The 16,472-nt window shown below is 48.0% G+C and carries 16 protein-coding genes, 2 tRNA genes and 1 other RNA gene; 7 read left to right on the top strand and 12 right to left on the bottom strand.

What is annotated here, in order from left to right:
* Positions 1-508 precede the first annotated feature (508 nt).
* The 6 genes from NTZ10_02620 to NTZ10_02595 form a co-directional block, all read right to left on the bottom strand.
* Positions 509-582: transfer RNA gene (locus NTZ10_02620), tRNA-Arg, on the bottom strand.
* A 21-nt stretch (positions 583-603) separates the two neighbouring features.
* The gene (locus tag NTZ10_02615) at positions 604-1,827 is read right to left on the bottom strand and encodes a DEAD/DEAH box helicase (protein ID MCX5749122.1); all 1,224 of its coding nucleotides are present in this window, start codon (positions 1,825-1,827) and stop codon (positions 604-606) included.
* Between the two features lie 44 nt (positions 1,828-1,871).
* Positions 1,872-1,945, bottom strand: a tRNA-Arg gene (locus NTZ10_02610).
* Positions 1,923-2,486, bottom strand: a complete 564-nt coding sequence (locus tag NTZ10_02605) for an epoxyqueuosine reductase QueH (protein MCX5749121.1) — start codon at positions 2,484-2,486, stop codon at positions 1,923-1,925. Before NTZ10_02605 ends, NTZ10_02610 begins: the two co-directional genes overlap by 23 nt.
* Before the next feature lie 20 nt (positions 2,487-2,506).
* Positions 2,507-3,022, bottom strand: a complete 516-nt coding sequence (locus NTZ10_02600) for a deoxyuridine 5'-triphosphate nucleotidohydrolase (protein ID MCX5749120.1) — start codon at positions 3,020-3,022, stop codon at positions 2,507-2,509.
* Entirely contained in the window at positions 3,012-3,626 is a 615-nt protein-coding gene (locus NTZ10_02595) for a hypothetical protein (GenBank protein MCX5749119.1), read from the bottom strand. Before NTZ10_02595 ends, NTZ10_02600 begins: the two co-directional genes overlap by 11 nt.
* Positions 3,627-3,907: 281 nt before the next feature.
* Here NTZ10_02595 and NTZ10_02590 point away from each other — a divergent pair, with 281 nt between their 5' ends.
* The 6 genes from NTZ10_02590 to rnpB all read left to right on the top strand — a co-directional run bounded on the left by NTZ10_02590 (position 3,908) and on the right by rnpB (position 8,846).
* A complete protein-coding gene (locus NTZ10_02590; GenBank protein ID MCX5749118.1) occupies positions 3,908-4,708 on the top strand; it encodes a diacylglycerol kinase family lipid kinase in 801 nt (266 codons plus the stop codon).
* A gap of 41 nt (positions 4,709-4,749) precedes the next feature.
* Positions 4,750-6,006: a replication-associated recombination protein A gene (locus tag NTZ10_02585; protein MCX5749117.1), complete on the top strand. Its 1,257-nt coding sequence runs from the start codon at positions 4,750-4,752 to the stop codon at positions 6,004-6,006.
* An 8-nt stretch (positions 6,007-6,014) separates the two neighbouring features.
* Positions 6,015-6,782 carry a nickel pincer cofactor biosynthesis protein LarB gene (gene larB, locus NTZ10_02580; GenBank protein ID MCX5749116.1) on the top strand — a complete coding sequence of 256 codons (768 nt, stop codon included), beginning with the start codon at positions 6,015-6,017 and terminating at the stop codon, positions 6,780-6,782.
* The gene (larC, locus tag NTZ10_02575; protein MCX5749115.1) at positions 6,779-7,990 is read left to right on the top strand and encodes a nickel pincer cofactor biosynthesis protein LarC; all 1,212 of its coding nucleotides are present in this window, start codon (positions 6,779-6,781) and stop codon (positions 7,988-7,990) included. Before larB ends, larC begins: the two co-directional genes overlap by 4 nt.
* Before the next feature lie 8 nt (positions 7,991-7,998).
* A complete protein-coding gene (locus NTZ10_02570) occupies positions 7,999-8,391 on the top strand; it encodes a ribonuclease HI family protein (protein MCX5749114.1) in 393 nt (130 codons plus the stop codon).
* Positions 8,392-8,432: 41 nt separating this feature from the next.
* Positions 8,433-8,846, top strand: an RNA gene (gene rnpB, locus NTZ10_02565) — RNase P RNA component class A.
* Here the strand turns inward: rnpB and NTZ10_02560 are convergent.
* Positions 8,843-9,748 carry an outer membrane beta-barrel protein gene (locus NTZ10_02560; protein MCX5749113.1) on the bottom strand — a complete coding sequence of 302 codons (906 nt, stop codon included), beginning with the start codon at positions 9,746-9,748 and terminating at the stop codon, positions 8,843-8,845. The genes rnpB and NTZ10_02560 overlap by 4 nt on opposite strands.
* 23 nt (positions 9,749-9,771) lie before the next feature.
* Positions 9,772-10,218 carry a periplasmic heavy metal sensor gene (locus tag NTZ10_02555; GenBank protein MCX5749112.1) on the bottom strand — a complete coding sequence of 149 codons (447 nt, stop codon included), beginning with the start codon at positions 10,216-10,218 and terminating at the stop codon, positions 9,772-9,774.
* Between the two features lie 144 nt (positions 10,219-10,362).
* Between NTZ10_02555 and NTZ10_02550 the strand changes: the two genes are divergently transcribed.
* Positions 10,363-11,601, top strand: coding sequence for a hypothetical protein (locus NTZ10_02550; protein ID MCX5749111.1), 1,239 nt, complete (start codon positions 10,363-10,365; stop codon positions 11,599-11,601).
* On the opposite strand, the gene NTZ10_02545 is transcribed toward NTZ10_02550, so the two are convergent.
* From NTZ10_02545 to ispE, 4 genes are all read right to left on the bottom strand, one after another.
* Positions 11,598-13,148: a hypothetical protein gene (locus NTZ10_02545; protein ID MCX5749110.1), complete on the bottom strand. Its 1,551-nt coding sequence runs from the start codon at positions 13,146-13,148 to the stop codon at positions 11,598-11,600. The genes NTZ10_02550 and NTZ10_02545 overlap by 4 nt on opposite strands.
* Before the next feature lie 63 nt (positions 13,149-13,211).
* On the bottom strand, positions 13,212-15,347 hold the full coding sequence (locus NTZ10_02540) for a hypothetical protein (protein ID MCX5749109.1): 2,136 nt from the start codon (positions 15,345-15,347) through the stop codon (positions 13,212-13,214).
* A 38-nt stretch (positions 15,348-15,385) separates the two neighbouring features.
* Positions 15,386-15,556: a hypothetical protein gene (locus tag NTZ10_02535; GenBank protein ID MCX5749108.1), complete on the bottom strand. Its 171-nt coding sequence runs from the start codon at positions 15,554-15,556 to the stop codon at positions 15,386-15,388.
* Between the two features lie 98 nt (positions 15,557-15,654).
* The gene (gene ispE, locus NTZ10_02530) at positions 15,655-16,464 is read right to left on the bottom strand and encodes a 4-(cytidine 5'-diphospho)-2-C-methyl-D-erythritol kinase (protein MCX5749107.1); all 810 of its coding nucleotides are present in this window, start codon (positions 16,462-16,464) and stop codon (positions 15,655-15,657) included.
* Positions 16,465-16,472: the final 8 nt, after the last annotated feature.

Raw genomic sequence — 16,472 nt, 5'->3', positions numbered from 1 at the left:
GGCATTAAAAGGGCATAATACCCCTTTGGCTGGGGGTGATCGGACTCTGGAATTTTCTCCGACCTAAGCTATGGAATTAATTATGACTTTGAGGAGATTTTGCCACACGATCATTTTTCGATGCCCGTACCCGCTATTTTCTACCATAAAACAACTCCTCCCTTCTTTGTCTTAAGCCTTACCCCGCCCTCTTTGCCCTTATGCCCTCTTTCACTTCTTGGGCCCTCCCGGGCCTTTACTCGCCTTCTGCCTGAGAGGGCGATTAAAGGCATTGACGGCCCGTGAAGGCTACGAGGGCATACGGCTATAAGAGGCTTTGAAGGCTTAAGGCTATCAAAGGCAATTTGTATTGGGGCCTTCTTTGTCTTAAGCCTTCCCTATCCCTCTTTGCTCTTATGCCCTCCTTCACTTCTTGGGCCCTCCCGGGCCTTTACTCGCCTTCTTCCCATTTCTATAGCAATTCCCCCGCCTGCCCTGAGCGAACGAACAAAGTGAGTGAGTCGAAGTTTGCGCCTGACAGGATTCGAACCTGCTACCCTTTGCTTCGAAGGCAAATGCTCTATCCAAATGAGCTACAGGCGCAAACACCGCAGCCGCATTTTTCTACCAGCGGGACGGTCTCCTCGGAGCTGCCGTAGATCTTCTTCTGAAACTCCCCTGAGGACGTCTCCCCCTGGGAGCAAAAGACATTGTCACCGTGCTGAATTTTTCACCGGGGATGACAGGGTGTTGCGATAAAGGGATAACCGCCCTTATCAGCCTTTCGATATTTTTGATGTCTTTTGACTGGTCGGGAGTAGCAAAAGTTATCGCATGTCCTTCCGCCCCGGCTCTTCCGGTCCTGCCTATCCTGTGGACATAATTTTCGGGATCATCAGGCAGGTCGTAATTGATGACCACTTCTATATTTTGGACATCTATGCCCCTGGCCGCGATATCCGTGGCAACAAGTATCCTGAACCTGCCGGACTTAAAACCGCTTAACGCTTCTCTTCTCTGGGCAAGGGTCTTGTCAGAATGTATTTCTGCCGCGTTGTGTCCGATATCCTTAAGAAAACGGGCTATCTTTTTGGCGCCCATCTTTGTACGGATAAAAAGAAGGACCGAGCCCTTATACTGCAGAAGAAGCTCTTCGAGGAGTTTTGATTTGAGCTCTCTTCTTACGATGAACATCTCCTGCGACACATTTTCAGCTGCCGTGCCTTCGGGAGCTATTTCGGTCCTGACCGGCAGCTGCATATATCTCGATACCATGGCTACAATAGTTGATGGCATCGTCGCGGAGAAAAGCATTGTCTGCCTTTGTTTGGGGATATATTTAATTATCTTGTCTATCTGCGGCGCAAAACCCATATCGAGCATGCGGTCGGCCTCGTCAAGCACGAGGACGTTCACATCGTCCATCCTTATATTTCTGCGCGCTATGTGGTCGTTCAGCCTTCCCGGGGTCGCTATTATTATTCTCGCTCCTGACCTGATAGCATAAAGCTGCTTTCCCATGTTCTCACCGCCCACCAGGACGGCCGCGCGTATCCTGAAAACTTGGGTCAGTTTTATAAGCGCTTCATACACCTGCCCCGCCAGCTCTCTTGTCGGAACAAGTATCAGCCCCTTGCCGCTCTGCTGAGCGAGACGCTGGATCAGCGGGATACCGAAAGCCAGGGTCTTGCCTGTTCCGGTCTGCGCGATGCCGATTATGTCTTTGCCGGATGTGGCAATAGGTATGGCCTTCTGTTGTATCGGCGTAGGTTTTGTAAACTTGAGCCTGTTCAGCACCTCAAGTATCCCGGGTGCTATCCCGAGCCCGTGAAATGTTTCGTTTGTCATAGTATATCTCCACTCTCAGCATAGCATAAAAAGACGCGGTTTTTTGCGCCTGACAGGGATTGAACCTGCAACAACCAGCTCCGGAGGCTGTCGCTCTATCCAATTGAGCTACAGGCGCGTGATTTGCTGAACCTGCAACCGCAGTAGTCCTGGCAGTACAGTTGGAACCGTTTAGCAAGGTTGCGTGTCTTCTTGTTGCCGTCATCCTTTTTAAAATCGCATTCTGTAAACGCTTTGGGATGGACGCTTTTTCCCGCATCGTTTATTTTTTTTGAACTTTTTTGCGGGCTGACCGAAAGCGTTGTCGTAAAATTCGAGATCCCGAGTTCCTTTGCTTTTCTGCCGGTCTCTTCAAGCCGCATCCGGAAGCAGACTTCGCATCTCTTTCCGCCTTCTTTTTCATCCTCCAGGCCTTTTACCGCCTCAAGCCATCTCGCGGGATCGTAATATCCCTCTATCAGTTCGAACTCGAGCGCTTTCGAGATCTCTCTTGCCGCGGCAAGTCTTTTTAAATATTCGTCCTCTGGATGGATATTAGGATTATAAAAATATCCGACGGGAACATGGCCGTCCTCTCTTAGCTTCTGCACGGGCCAGCCGGCGCACACGCCGCAGCAGACATGGAGAAGGATAGTGTTCAGTACGGGTTTTGTTTCCATAATTTTTCTTAAATTCGAATTTATATTATTTCCTGGAATATCCCCTTATATCCTTCCTCGACCTCGTTTATCCTCTCAAATAATAACTGGATGATCCTCGCATTCTGCTTCATTTCCATGCCATGCGGATTTTCAACAATAAGAATGAATTCGCTCTTGCCGATGAATCCCGCGTCCCAGACTCCGTTCTGCGTAAAAGCGCCCATCCGCAAGAGCGAACTTCTTGTGAAAGCGATTGAAATAATGTCATTCGGTATGCAAACAGTCTCGTTCGTCACAACCTTGTACGAACCTTTCTTAAGATGCCACCAGCCGTATTTATCATCCGGCTTTCTCTTTACGGGAAATAACTCCTTAGTCTTGGGGATCACTCTTTCGTTATTTGAAAAGTCAAGGCGGCCGCTGCCGTCATATTCAAAAACCTGTGCCACTGTCATATCAAACCCGTTGGGTGTCAGCTGTTTCTCAAGGTCTATATAGTTCGAGACCAGTTTTTTTTCTTTTATCAGTTCTTCTATCTCTTTTTTATTTAACATCTTGTTTCGGTTGTTCTTCCGTCTTGTTGAAAGCCGGGTTCTGCGCCATGTAATCCAGTTCCTGTGAAAATATCGTCTTCAGTTCTTTATACGCGTTGGCAAGGTCCTGCGGATTTCTCAGGACATTTCCTGACGGGCCCTGCACCCTGTCCACAGTCAGGCCTATCGCCAGTTTTGCTCCCCTGAACTGAGGCGGCATGTTATGCTCGGTATAGAACGTCTGCTTGAACTTGTACTGCTTGTCCCCGAAAACTATCCCCTGAAAAAGGCCGGGGACATTGTCAAGAGATGTCCTTTTCATGTCCAGCAGGTCCTGGAACGCGGCGAACATCTTGCCGTTGAGCTGCTCGAAATATTCCCTGGTATATGTCTTTGTGTAGCGCCAGATGAGAAAAAAGCTCAGCTCTTTCAAATGGATCACATCTTCCGAAAATACCAGGATCGCGTTCTTTGCCGGAGTCGCGTCATTTACAAAATAGATCCCGTTCTTGAGGTCCATCCCTTTCGGCCGGCCGTATGTCTCCCTCCACTCATCGGGGATAAAACCGCCGCTTTTCTTTTTTCCCTTCTTAGGGATCGACGGCCCGAGGTTATACATTATCATTGTTTTTGTGCTTTCGTTTTTATTATACCATGCGTTAAAAAACCGTTGACAAACGACGGCCATCTGATAGAATTCGGACAGAAAGCTGCAAGGGAGGTGAGAAGCATGAACTGGATTTGGTGGGTAGTGATCGCCATAGTCATTATCGCTCTCATTTGGTGGTGGGCGGCGTCTTCTAAGTCTTAGGACATTTATATACGACAAATTGTACAATTTTTTGAATGAACAGACTCCCGGTCAAGCTTACCGGGAGTTTTTTTGTGATATAATTTTTTTACGCCATGAACATCAAGATCATCGTCAATCCCCGTGCGGGAGACGGAAAAGCGCGCGAGACGGGTTTCGAGGTCGAGAAATATTTCTGCGATAACGGCATGGAATACAGCCTCGACTCCACTTACAGGCCCCTTGGAGCCGTTTCACTTGCCAAAAAAGCGGCCCGCGAAGGTTTTAACCTTATCATCGCCGTCGGCGGGGACGGGACTGTCAACGAAGTTGTCAACGGCATGGCGGGATCCGCGTCAAGCCTGGCCGTCATACCTGCGGGAAAAAAGAATAATTTCTCGAGGATGCTCGGGCTGAACCCGCTTGATATCGGGGAATGCTGCGAGATCGCCGTCGGCAGCAATTCAAAAAAGATAGATCTCGGAAAGATCAACGGAAGGTATTTCCTGAACGGGATCGGCGTCGGGCTGAACGCCGACATGTCGGAGAAAAAACAGAGAGGCGGTATTGCAGCAAGGCTCCTGTCCGCTTTGAAGGATCTCAGGCCAGCGAAACTTAATATCAAGATCGGCGACCTCAATTTAAGCTCAAAGATGGCCGTTTTGAAAGTCGCCAACGGAATGTTCGACCTGTGCGTATTGAACGATATAGGGAAGCTGGGAATGCTTCTAAATCTGCCGAGGATCGCCTTTGGAAATCTTCCCGGTTCGCGGCATTACAAGATATACAGGGGATCGCATTTTATCATCGATTCTCCCGATCCGTTAAAAGCCGTGTATGACGGCGAAAATATCGGTGAAAGCGCTCCTTACCATATCAAAGTGGCCGAAGAAAAACTTCTGGTAAAAACCAAGTGAACCTATTTGAAAGGGAAAAAGAACTTCCTCTCGCCGCCAGGATGAGGCCTGTTTCGCTTGACGAATTTGTCGGCCAGCAGCACCTCACCGGCAAAGACTCTCTTCTCACAAGGGCCATAAAAGCCGACAAGATATTTTCGCTGATACTTTTCGGCCCTCCCGGATGCGGAAAAACCGCTCTCGCCCATATAGTCGCCTGCCAGACGAATTCCCATTTTGAGAAGATGAACGCCGTGACGGCAGGCGTTCCGGAGATACGCAAACTTATCGCCGAGGCAAAAGAAAGATGGGACCTTTCCGGCAAAAGGACCATAGCTTTCATCGACGAGATCCACAGGTTCAACAAGATCCAGCAGGACGCTCTCCTTTCCGACGTGGAAGACGGCACAATAATCCTTATCGGAGCCACGACGCACAACCCGTTCTTTTCCGTGATACCGGCCCTTGTCTCGAGATCGCAGATATTTGAACTGAAAGACCTGTCCGAAAAAGACCTTAAAACACTTCTTGACCGCGCGCTTAAAGATAAAGTGAAAGGCCTCGGACGTTTCAAGGTCAGGATCGATAAGGATGCCGAGGATTATCTTTTAAAAATATCCAACGGTGACGCGAGACGGCTTTTGAACGCTCTCGAGGTCGGGGCCCTGACCACCGATCCTGACAAGACCGGTAACATCGCCTTCACGCTTGATACCGCGAAAGAATCGATACAAAAAAGAACACTGGTATATGACAAGGACGAGGACGGCCATTACGATACTATTTCCGCTTTTATAAAAAGCATGCGCGGATCGAATCCCGACGCCGCGCTCTTCTGGCTCGCGAAGATGATCTACAGCGGGGAAGACCCGAGGTTCATCGCGAGGCGGATAGTGATCTGCGCGAGCGAGGACGTGGGCAATGCCGACCCTCTCGCGCTTGTGATAGCGAACTCCGCGATGCAGGCGGTAGAGCTTATAGGCATGCCCGAAGGAAGGATAATCCTGTCCCAGGCTGCGGTGTATGTTGCCTCCGCGCCGAAAAGCAACGCGTCTTACATGGGGATAGAAAGCGCGCTGTCCGATATCAAAAGCGGAAAAAGCACGGAAGTCCCCCTTCATCTCAGGAACGCCGTCTATGAAGGCGAAAAAAAGATGGGCAAAGGCAAAGGATATAAATACGCTCATTCCTATGACGGCGCCGTAGTAGAGCAGGAATACATGCCGCACCGGGGGAAGTATTACACCCCAACGGATAGAGGTTTTGAGAAAAAAATAAAACAAAGATTGGATGAGAATGAAAGCAAGACTAAAGAGTAAAGCGGAAAATGGATAAAAACAGGATAGAAAATATTTTAAGGGGCGTCAGGTCCGGAAAGATTCAGGTCAATGAGGCATTCTCGCAATTAAAATCTCTCCCTTACGAAGACATAGGTTTTGCCAAGATCGACCACCACAGGTCAATAAGGAAAGGTTTTCCAGAGGTCGTTTTCTGCCAGGGAAAGACGAGGCAGCAGATATCCGCGATACTAAAAAAGCTCCTTGCAAAAAATAAAGCCATCCTCGCCACAAGGGCGGACAAGGCCGTATTTGATCATGTAAAAAGAGAAATACCGGCGGCAAAGTATCATGAGATGGCAAGAATAATAACGATCACAAAAACAAAAGAAGCAAAGAACAAAAAGGGAAAAGGATATATTGCCGTTATCACCGCGGGGACAGCGGATATGCCTGTGGCGGAGGAAGCATGCGTGACCGCAGAGTTCCTCGGCAGTAATGTTAAGAGGACCTATGATGTCGGCGTTGCCGGTATCCACAGGCTGGTATCTAATATGAAAGATATATTAAAAGCCCGTGTCGTGATAGTCGCGGCCGGGATGGAAGGCGCGCTTGCAAGTGTCGTGGCGGGACTTGTCGAAGCGCCGGTCATCGCGGTGCCGACAAGTGTAGGCTACGGCGCGAGTTTTAAAGGCCTTGCCGCACTCCTCGCGATGCTCAACAGCTGCGCTCCTGGTGTTGCCGTAGTAAACATTGATAACGGTTTCGGAGCAGGATGTCTCGCGCATACGATAATGAATTCGACGGCAAAAAAATGAAAATAGCATATTTTGACTGTTTTTCCGGCATTTCAGGGAATATGATCCTGGGGGCTTTGATAGACGCGGGACTAAATCTCAATGAGCTTGAAAAACAATTAAAAAGTTTACGGCTTACAGGTTATAGATTGCAGCTAAAAAAGACAAAGAAGAACGGTATTTCCGCCGCATATTTTGATGTCAATGGCGGCAAAGACCAGCCTCACAGGAACCTTGACGATATAAAGAGGATCATCAATGGCTCAAAACTATCTAAAGAGGTAAAGAAAAGATCGGTCGGGATATTTACCAGGCTTGCAAAAGCGGAAGCCAAAGTCCACGGCACAAATACTGATAACATACATTTTCATGAAGTAGGTGCTATCGATGCGATCATTGATATAGTCGGGTGCGCTGTAGCTCTAGAAATGATGGGGATCAGGGAAGTATATTCCTCCCCTCTTCCGTTAAGCCGCGGTTTTGTAAAGACCTCTCACGGAAAGCTTCCGGTACCCGCACCGGCTACTATCGAACTTTTAAAAGGTATACCGGTTTATGACACCGGTATAAAAGGCGAACTTGTCACTCCTACCGGCGCTGCTGTCATTACTTCGATCGCAAGTTCCTTTGGCCTTCTTCCCGCGATGGACATCGGCGCCGTTGGATACGGCGCGGGAAAATATGACTACGGCCATCCCAACGTACTCAGGGTGATGATAGGAGAAAAAGCCAGGCAGCCAGGCAAAGAGACCGTTTTTTTAATTGAAACAAATATTGATGACATGAACCCGCAGTTCTATGATCATGTTATAGAAAGACTTCTAAAAGCTAAAGCTCTCGATGTCTGGCTTGAAAACATCCAGATGAAGAAGAACCGCCCGGGCATCAAGCTAAGCGTCCTTTTAAATAAAAAGGACCTTGATCCTATCAGCAGGATAATCCTCTCCGAAACGACTACTCTCGGTTTCCGTATCCGCGAAGTTGCCCGGATGACCGTTGAGAGAAAATTTAAGACTATCAAGACAAAATATGGAAATATCCGCGTAAAGGTTTCGTCCTTTAAAGATTTTCCAAAAAAAACCTCACCGGAATATGAAGACTGCAAAAAAGCAGCAAAGAAATTCAATGTCCCGTTAAAAGAGGTTTTTAAAATCGCCCTTACTCCCGCCCCATCCCATTCCCATTTACCCCTCAAGAGAGCAGACCGAATGTCTGGGGTGAGGGTTTAGGAGAGATCATGTTAACGGTCAACATCGACGGCGCGTCAAGAGGTAATCCCGGTGAATCGGGTATCGGGATTGTCATAAAGAAAAGCGGCCGTGTCATAAAAAAGATCAGCGAATACATCGGCAATACCACGAACAATGTCGCAGAATACACTGCCCTGGTCCGGGGGCTTGAAGAAGTGCTTCTTCTCGGCCATAAAGAAGCGGAGTTCATCTCTGACAGCGAGCTCGTCGTGCGGCAGATGAACGGAGCGTACAGGGTAAAGGACGAGGACCTAAAACTCCTTTTCAACCACGCCAAGGTCCTAATAGCCAAGTTCAAGCATTTTAGTATTAAACACGTCCTCCGCGACTTAAACCTTGAGGCTGACGCACTGGCCAACAACGGGATCGATTCAAAATAAGCTTTATTCCCAATCTTTTTTATTCTGCTATAATTAACTCTAGGGCAAGCCGGATGGTCGCCCCTTTGATTCATGCGCTTCGAGGGCTTGTCCCGAGCGAGCGCAGCGAGTCGAGGGAGAGGAAAGTCCGGGCTGCGCAAGGCAACGGTGGCCGATAACGTCGGCTGGGGAAAACCCTAAGGAAAGTGTCACAGAAAACATATGGCCGAATCCCGCTCTAAAGGCGGGATGGCAAAATTGAAATCGTGAGGTAAGAGCTCACGCTCTCTTATGGAGACATAAGGGAAGGCAAACCCCACCTGCAGCAAGGTTGAACAGAGGAAAGTCCTGCCTTGGACGTCATGATCCTCGAACAAACCGCATAGTCAAGAAATTGACTTTAGGTGGCGGGCAATCGTCATCACAGACAGATGATCATACAAATACAGAACCCGGCTTACAGGCTTGCCCTTTATTGTCCCTTCTTTTCCTGCCTTAAATTGGTCTTTTCTTGAATATACTGTTGCCGCTTTTGCTCCGTATCAGCCTTTAGCTGGTCTGCTTTGGCTTTGGAATCATCCAGCTGCTGCTGTGAAGGAACGACGTTGTTTATAATATATGTAGGGCTGTTCCAGGGCTGGTAGATGGCGCTGTCCCAGCTTTGTGGACTATAAAACGACTGCATCTGCCTTACATGGTCCATAAGAAGCTGGTTCTCGGCGTCAAGCAGGCTTTTCTGCCGCTCGTAAGCGATCTCTTCGGTCGTCATCCTCGTTTCCCTGCCAAATACCGGCCAGTCGATGGCAAGCATAATCGAGGCGGTCAGACCTCCAAAATTAGCCTGGTAATAATAGGTGGAATTGACCGGATCGATGAACGTCTGGCGGATTTCCGCCCTTAAGATCGTATCCCGCGTGAAATAGATGTCCGCCCCTGCGAAGATATGTTTTCCAAACTTTGTCGCTGTAAGATAATTAAAATCCGGATCGCTCTCGTTGATAAAATATTCTCCCACACCCGCTCCGAAATACGGGGATAATGTGCTGCCTTTAAAGAGATGGTAAGAAACCGAGGCCGTTATAGGGATAATGGTAAGGGTCGTGCCGGGCACGGCAGTGGAAGACATGTTTCCTTCTGAATAATAACTTATATCAAGGCCTGCTGAAAGCCCGCTCTCTGCAAGGAGTTCCAGAAAAGCTTTGTATGCCATTCCTCTGTGGTAATAATTCTGTATCTGGATATCTTTAGGGTACAGATAATAATAACCCGCGCCGATACCGCTTATCATGTCCAGCGAACGCTCCGCCGCCGCGGAAGAACATGGGATAGCGGCGAGAATGGCAGCAATTAATAAAAGGCTCAATATTGATTTATTCATTATATTTGATTTGATCGAAACTTCTATTTATTCGAACCGGGAGCCTTTGCTTCTCCCGCCTCCCCTTCCTCCGGCTTTTGCAGGAATGTAGTGAGTTTTTGCCTTTGCTCAGCGGTCAATTGCTCTCTTGTCCATAAAATATAGGATATCTTCTTTTGCTGTATCACCGTCATCTTTCCCGAAACGCTTTCTATCAATCTGTTGACCTTTGCCTTATCCGGATTTTCCGACGATAATTCCTTATTGAGCTCAGACCTTAGGTCCTGGATGGACTGCTTTAGCGGGAGAATATCCTTTTCCATTTCTTTCTCTTTAGCAGTTATCTTAGACTGCTGGTCCGCTGTAAGGCCAAGCCCCTGTACGATACCGGCACCGCTCATACTCCTGCCCTGATTTCCGAGCGCACTTGAAAATGACAAGATCACCGCCGCGCAGATCAAAACAGCCGTTACTGCCGATATTTTTTTCATTCTGATCTCCTTTACATAGAATTAGACAAAATTATAGCAGAAAAGTTCCGTTTTGATGTGATATTTACATTTTTGCAAGTTTTACTGATATTTCTTTGATTTTTTTACGATAAGTAAACAGATGGTAAAGGGATTTTTATCTATATGGATATTGTAAACAGAGAACATGTCAGGGCTATTCTTAGCTCGCCGGTCCGTATCCCTGGAACAAACAGAACCATACCTAATAGGATTGTCTATCAGGCCACGGGACTCAACTCAGGAACTGCATCCGGGGGAATATCCGAGAGGGATCTTTTCAACATGGAAAGGCAGTTCCGCGGGAAGCCCGGAATAAACTGGCTGCAATCGACCGTATTTATGCCTGAAGGAAGATGTAGATCGGACCAGTGGTGCCTTTCAGCTGAGTCGGCTCCGGACTTCCGGAAAATTACAGAGATGCACCGCGAGCTGAACCCGGACGGGCTGTTAATTGCCCAGATCACGCATTCCGGAAAATATTCTCTCAAACCAGTATCCCCATATCCAGTAAATATTCCTGGTGTCAGGCTTCTCACTGACGATGACGCAGCTGTCATGCAGAAAATGATAGTCGGTTCTTTTATTCAGGCAGAATACCTAGGTTTTCACGGTGCCGAGCTGAAGATATGCCATGGATATCTTATGGAACACATGTTGAGCAGGCTTAATGTCCGCAGGGATAATTGGTCCTATGGCGGAGCATCGTTCAGGGAAAGGGCAAGGTTTTACACTGAAACGATGGGATTGATCAGAAGAGCGCTGATACATCCTGACAGTTTCATTCTTGCGCTGAGGCTTTCCATGTTCAACGGACTTAAGGACGAGTTCGGTACACTTCCGGGGACAGATGAAGAAGATCGTTCATACAAAGAGCAGAGACAGCTTGTGGAACTGGCTTTAGCGCTCGGAGTAAAGCTCCTCAATGTAACCGCCGGGGATAACGACAGGACGGTGCATCTTATCAGTCCAAAGCCCGGAAACTGCTCAGGCATCTTTGATCATTTCCGATGGACAGAGGAAGTCAAAAGATGGGCCGGTGACAGGGCAATCGTGACGGGCTCCGCTTATTCATTGCTTGGCGACGGCGATAATCCGCTCCCCGGGGATGACGCTTTCAAAAAAAGTTTTTTATACTGGGCCACATATAACATCGCAAACGGCAAGGCCGACCTTGCCGGCATAAGCAGGCAGATGATCGCGGACCCGGAGACTGCCAGGAAGATAGTCGAGGGAAAGCTTGATGACATAGCCTGGTGCAAGATGTGCGGGAACTGTTCTTTCCTGGGGAATCACAAACAGCATATCGGGTGTGTCACGTACGATCCGTACGCGCAAAGAATCTTCGCAGCTATCAAAGATTAACCGTTTCTGAGTTCTTGGCTTTTTTCAACGACTTTTCTTGCGTGTGTTGTTTTATTGCCTGATACATCCTTTACCGTCTCGAAAACTGTCCTTGTTGTGCTGTACGGCACATAACCTACCTGCGCTGCGAGTTTCCTTAGGGTCAAATTCATCGCCAGGTTGGCACCGTGCTTTCCTCTTTGCATCGGATCGATCCTTCCGGCTCCGCCCGTAGAACTTAGAGCTCCCGCGGACACGGCAAACAAGGCAGCTTCAATAGGGTTCATGCGTTTTCCGATCGCCACGGCAAGCGCTCCTGCTTCGACAACTCGGACACCGTGTTCAAACATAGGTCGGCCGAAAGAAGCAATATGTTCCGACCATGGGATTATGAACGGGGACCCGAAATATTTTTTCGCCTGCCCCTGTAGAGGAGCAAATACCTTTGGGTCGGAAGCGTACATCAATCCGCCTCGGAGTCCCAGGGAAACGAAAAAGTTCCTGAACATGCCCCGCAGGGCTCTGACCCCACGACCATTTACGGTACGGAAAGACTCCTCTCCCGCCCCGGTAAGCAAAGCGGCATCCCTGAGATCAAGCACCGCCATATCGGTGTTATTAACGGCTTTTTCGGACATCCTGTAATATTTTGACGGATCATATCCTGTCGTCAGTACCGTAAAAGCTCCGCTCCGCTTTGCCGCTTCGAGTATCAAAGGCCATGTATCTTTCATGCCGCCCATCATGAACGGACCTCCGAGTGAAACCACATTCCTTCCGGATCTTCTGAAAGCAAGTCTTCCTGCTGCCAGATCGTGTATCGTCAGCTTGTCCAACGCTCCGGGATCAAAAAGGGTGGTCCTGACATAATCGTTCCCGCTTCCGGGGATTTTTTCCTGTATCACAAATCCGTAAGGGGTATGCAATGGCCTGGAAAATCTGATAAGATGCCTGGTATCGATCCCCAGCCCCCTCAGTTCCCTTATAAGCCATCCGGCAAAGTATTTGCCGTTTATCACCGCGTCAATTATTTGCTCCTGTTGAGGGTAATATTTTGAACTGAGGTCAAGGTCTGAGTCCATGTGCTCAAAGAAATTAGCCGTGGGCATCCCCCTTGCAATATAGTGTTTTCTTGTAAGGAGATGCAAAAGTTGCATCGCCCATCCTTTCCTTTCAGCGTACGCCATATCTTTATCCATAGGAGAAGCACAGACCAGGTCCTGCCATTCTATTCTGGTATCAGGCCCGATCGGCATCCTCAGTATCACCGAATCTTTTTCCCCCATGAGCTGGAACGCGGCAATGGCAGAGGGAAGCGCGTAGCCTCCTATATCCAACTTTAGTTCTGACATGTTTGAATTATTTCGATACAACAACTCGGCTATCCGCCTGCCGTGATCGCCCAGCAATGAATTTTCGATCTTGACGCCGCCTCTTTCGGCACCCTGTACCCCTGCCACTCTGTTTCTTGACAGCGCAAAACTTTTTTCGCTTGTCACAGGCATACTCCATTTCAAGTTAACGCTTCCGGAACCGCAGAAATAATATTTCACGCCCTGACTAGACATTATCTTCTCCTTTTTTTAAATAAAAAGTCTCTGATTATGTATCGAAATATATTCGAGGGAATTTCAGTTCTTTGGAGGAATGCAGTTAAGATAACTGTCGAGCAGAACTCTTCCGTTGTAGCCTGCTATGACTTTGAACATCGTCGGCACTTTTCTCAGCAGACCCGGAGCAAGAGCTCCTTCCCCTTGTTCATAATAATCAAGGTCGGTCGCGATATTGTGCGCCATTATACCAAGGCCCTTTATAAAACCGGCCCCAAGCCATCTTCTGGAATTTTCGACCGCTTCTCTGCTGTTCCAGAAGTGACGATAATAAGACTGTTCTCCTTCGACCATGGTAGGTCCGTATGTATGGACTGCTGGCAGTCCTTTCAGGCACCCCGCTCCTCCGTCATCCGGTCCCAATATCCAGACACCGTTGACAGAGGACTTGATATAACTTGGTCCAAAGGCCTCTGTCCCCTGAGACCTGCTGTCTGTCGGGTTCGTTGCTCCTATCCAGCAGCCCCTTTTTGCCAGTCCCTGGAAAAGCCACGCGGCTTTGTCATAATCATGGTTAAGAAGGAACTCCCCGGACAGCTTTCCTTTCTCCCCGTTGATACCGAATAAGAAGACCAGAAGATCTTTCAGTGCGTTCTTTGCGTTCCCGTCTTTGTGATGGGCTATACCACCCAACAGATATATTATCGGCCTGTTCTCTCTTCCGGCAATAGAATTTATCATGTCTCTTTTGTTAAGGAATTCCGTAAGCAGTTTTATTTTATATTCGCTTGCTCTTCTTAAAGAGGCAATAATGATCGCATCATCCGGTATCTCGGTACCGAACCTTCTGCCGAATTTCTGCAGAAGCTGGAAGAAAAAATTGTCTTGAGCATCAAATGCCTCTGCAAGATCGCCGAGGAATACGGAATTCCTTAATGCACTGTTTATCAGCCTGTCAGTACCTAGCATCTGCGGGTTCTGCCTCCATTCCGGAAAATGCTTGTCAAGCACGGCTTTGGTGCCGAGACCAAGCCAGTCATCCATGTCTATGGTATCCGTAAATATTTTTAGACCATCTACGACTTCCCTTGTAGGAGCAAGAGCGATAGATTCTTGTACTCCGTTTTGCAGGTCTGCCATCTCAGCTTTGACGACTTCCAGGTGTAAGGGTGAAACGACTCCGCTGTGTCTTGAAAGTTTTTCGGCTGCAGCTTTTGCATTGGTGGGTTTCCCCGGGTCCCAGCCGAATGAACCCCAGTCCCTGTCGTCTTCTTCACTGTAATGCTGCCTGAAATTTTCCCCTCTTGTCCTGGCCACAGTGCCCGCCTGCGGCGCATGATCGGTCGAGGCGCAAAGGTCCTGCGTGTCCCTCATGGCTTCGGTATGATCGCCGTTGTGCAATCTCTTGAACCAAAGATAAAGATTGAAATTGAACAATGCCGTATGCCCTTCATGACCGATGAAAAGATCGGCTATTGATTTTTGACTTTCGATAATAACCTGTCTTACAGGTCCGCGTTCATTTACGAATTCTTCGTCAAGTGTCAGGTCTTCCGGAGAGAAAATATCAAACACTTTTGAATGTTCGATGTTCCCCTGTGTGTCAGAGATTCCAAGTCTTATCAGATTATCCAAAAGTCTTTGCCGCTTTGCGCCGTCTCCGTATACGGACCTGAAGCTGTCGGCATTCATTTTCCCTGCCCCGCATCCGATGAGGCCGAGCTTTTGTGAAAGCCGGAACCCGCCCTGTCCGAGGACCTGCATCTGAGCAAGTATTTCCGGTGATGTGCAGTCCGGATAGAGCTCTCCAGTTACGCTGGGCACCGAAAATTTTATGGCGGGCACGAACCTTGCCGGGTCAAATCTATTCTGGTCGGAAAAACCTGTGAACATCCATGTATCTACGGGTCTTGGCTGACCATAAAGGTTTACTTCGATCATTTGGCCAAGGTAATGATAGTAATCGGCACCTGGAGCGTCCGGAGGCACATCAATAAAATCCAGATGCTGCATGAACCCTCCCCAGTCGACCGGGGTCTGGTGTTCAGGAAAAGACTGAACCCTTCTCTGCGTGTGCAAAAGACTCATATTGAATAGTCCGTATCCGTCGGCTTGTCCGTATCTCTGCGCGGTCCTGTTTATCGCGTGGCTGATGATACCAAGCCCTCCGTGTCCTCCTGGAGGATTGTTCTGGAGACGCATTATCTCATTGAACACCGCGTCGGGATTTGCATTCCTAAGCCCTGACGGCGATGCTAATATTTCTCTGCAAGTTTCGCTTCGGGAGCGTGCAAAAAAACGCTTTCCATGTCAGCATCAATCAGTACCCGGTACTGCCTTGCGCCTGGTGTGAGGCCCTTCATTGTCCGCTGGTGCATCACCCATGCTTTCAGCATGGTCCTGCCGGCCTGGCTTATCTGTGGCATAGTAATTCTCTTCCTAATATATAATCGTTGGTTTTTTTGCGAAATTTCACTAAATATATTTTTGGCTTTATATCATAAAATGGAGAGGGATAGGCTGATCAAGGCTCGAGGAATTGGACTCCGCTGTTAACAGTGTGAACCAAGCAAGATTTTGGGTATTTACTATCAATCGTTTTTAGAATATTTTTACCGCTCTTCTCATCCTCTACAGTCCCGAACACCGCCGACCCGCTTCCGGTCATTTGGGAATACGAACAACCTGCTTTGATCAAGTCTGTTTTGATCTTTTCTATGATGGGATATTTTGAAATTACCACAGTCTCAAGATCATTTTGAGATTTTGAATTTTGTTTATCCCATTCCTCATACGCCCATTTTGTCGGGATGGAAACATCGGGTTTGATTATTACATAATATTGAACTTTAGGGTCCGGTATCTTCTCAATGATCTCCCCTCTCCCCTTTACAAGAGCTTTTCCCCCGACAATAAAGAACGGCACATCGGATCCCGATTCTGCAGCAATATTTACCATTTCCTTTTCCGTCATCTTCAAATCCCACATCTTATTGAGTCCAATTATCACGGCTGCGGCATCGGAGCTTCCTCCGCCAAGGCCTGCACCCGACGGGATATTCTTTTTTATATGTATCTTTAATCCTTTATTGATCTTTTTTGATTTGATGACAGACAAAGCGGCTTTATAGCAGATGTTCTTTTCATTTATAGGGGTAGACGGGTCTGAACAGGAAATATGTATGTCTTTTTCTGTGTCTTCGATCGAAACTTCATCAAACAGGCTCACGTTCTGCATTACGCTTTCAATTTCGTGGAAACCATCCGGACGAAGTCCGAGGACCTTTAGGGAAAGATTTATTTTTGCGTATGATTTTAAAATAATTGAAGACATGTAATTTG

Source organism: Candidatus Saganbacteria bacterium (assembly GCA_026387835.1).
In the GTDB taxonomy this organism is placed as follows: domain Bacteria; phylum Margulisbacteria; class WOR-1; order JAKLHX01; family JAKLHX01; genus JAPLKZ01.
Note: the sequence above shows the minus strand (reverse complement) of the source record. Positions and strands in the feature narration are given on the sequence as shown.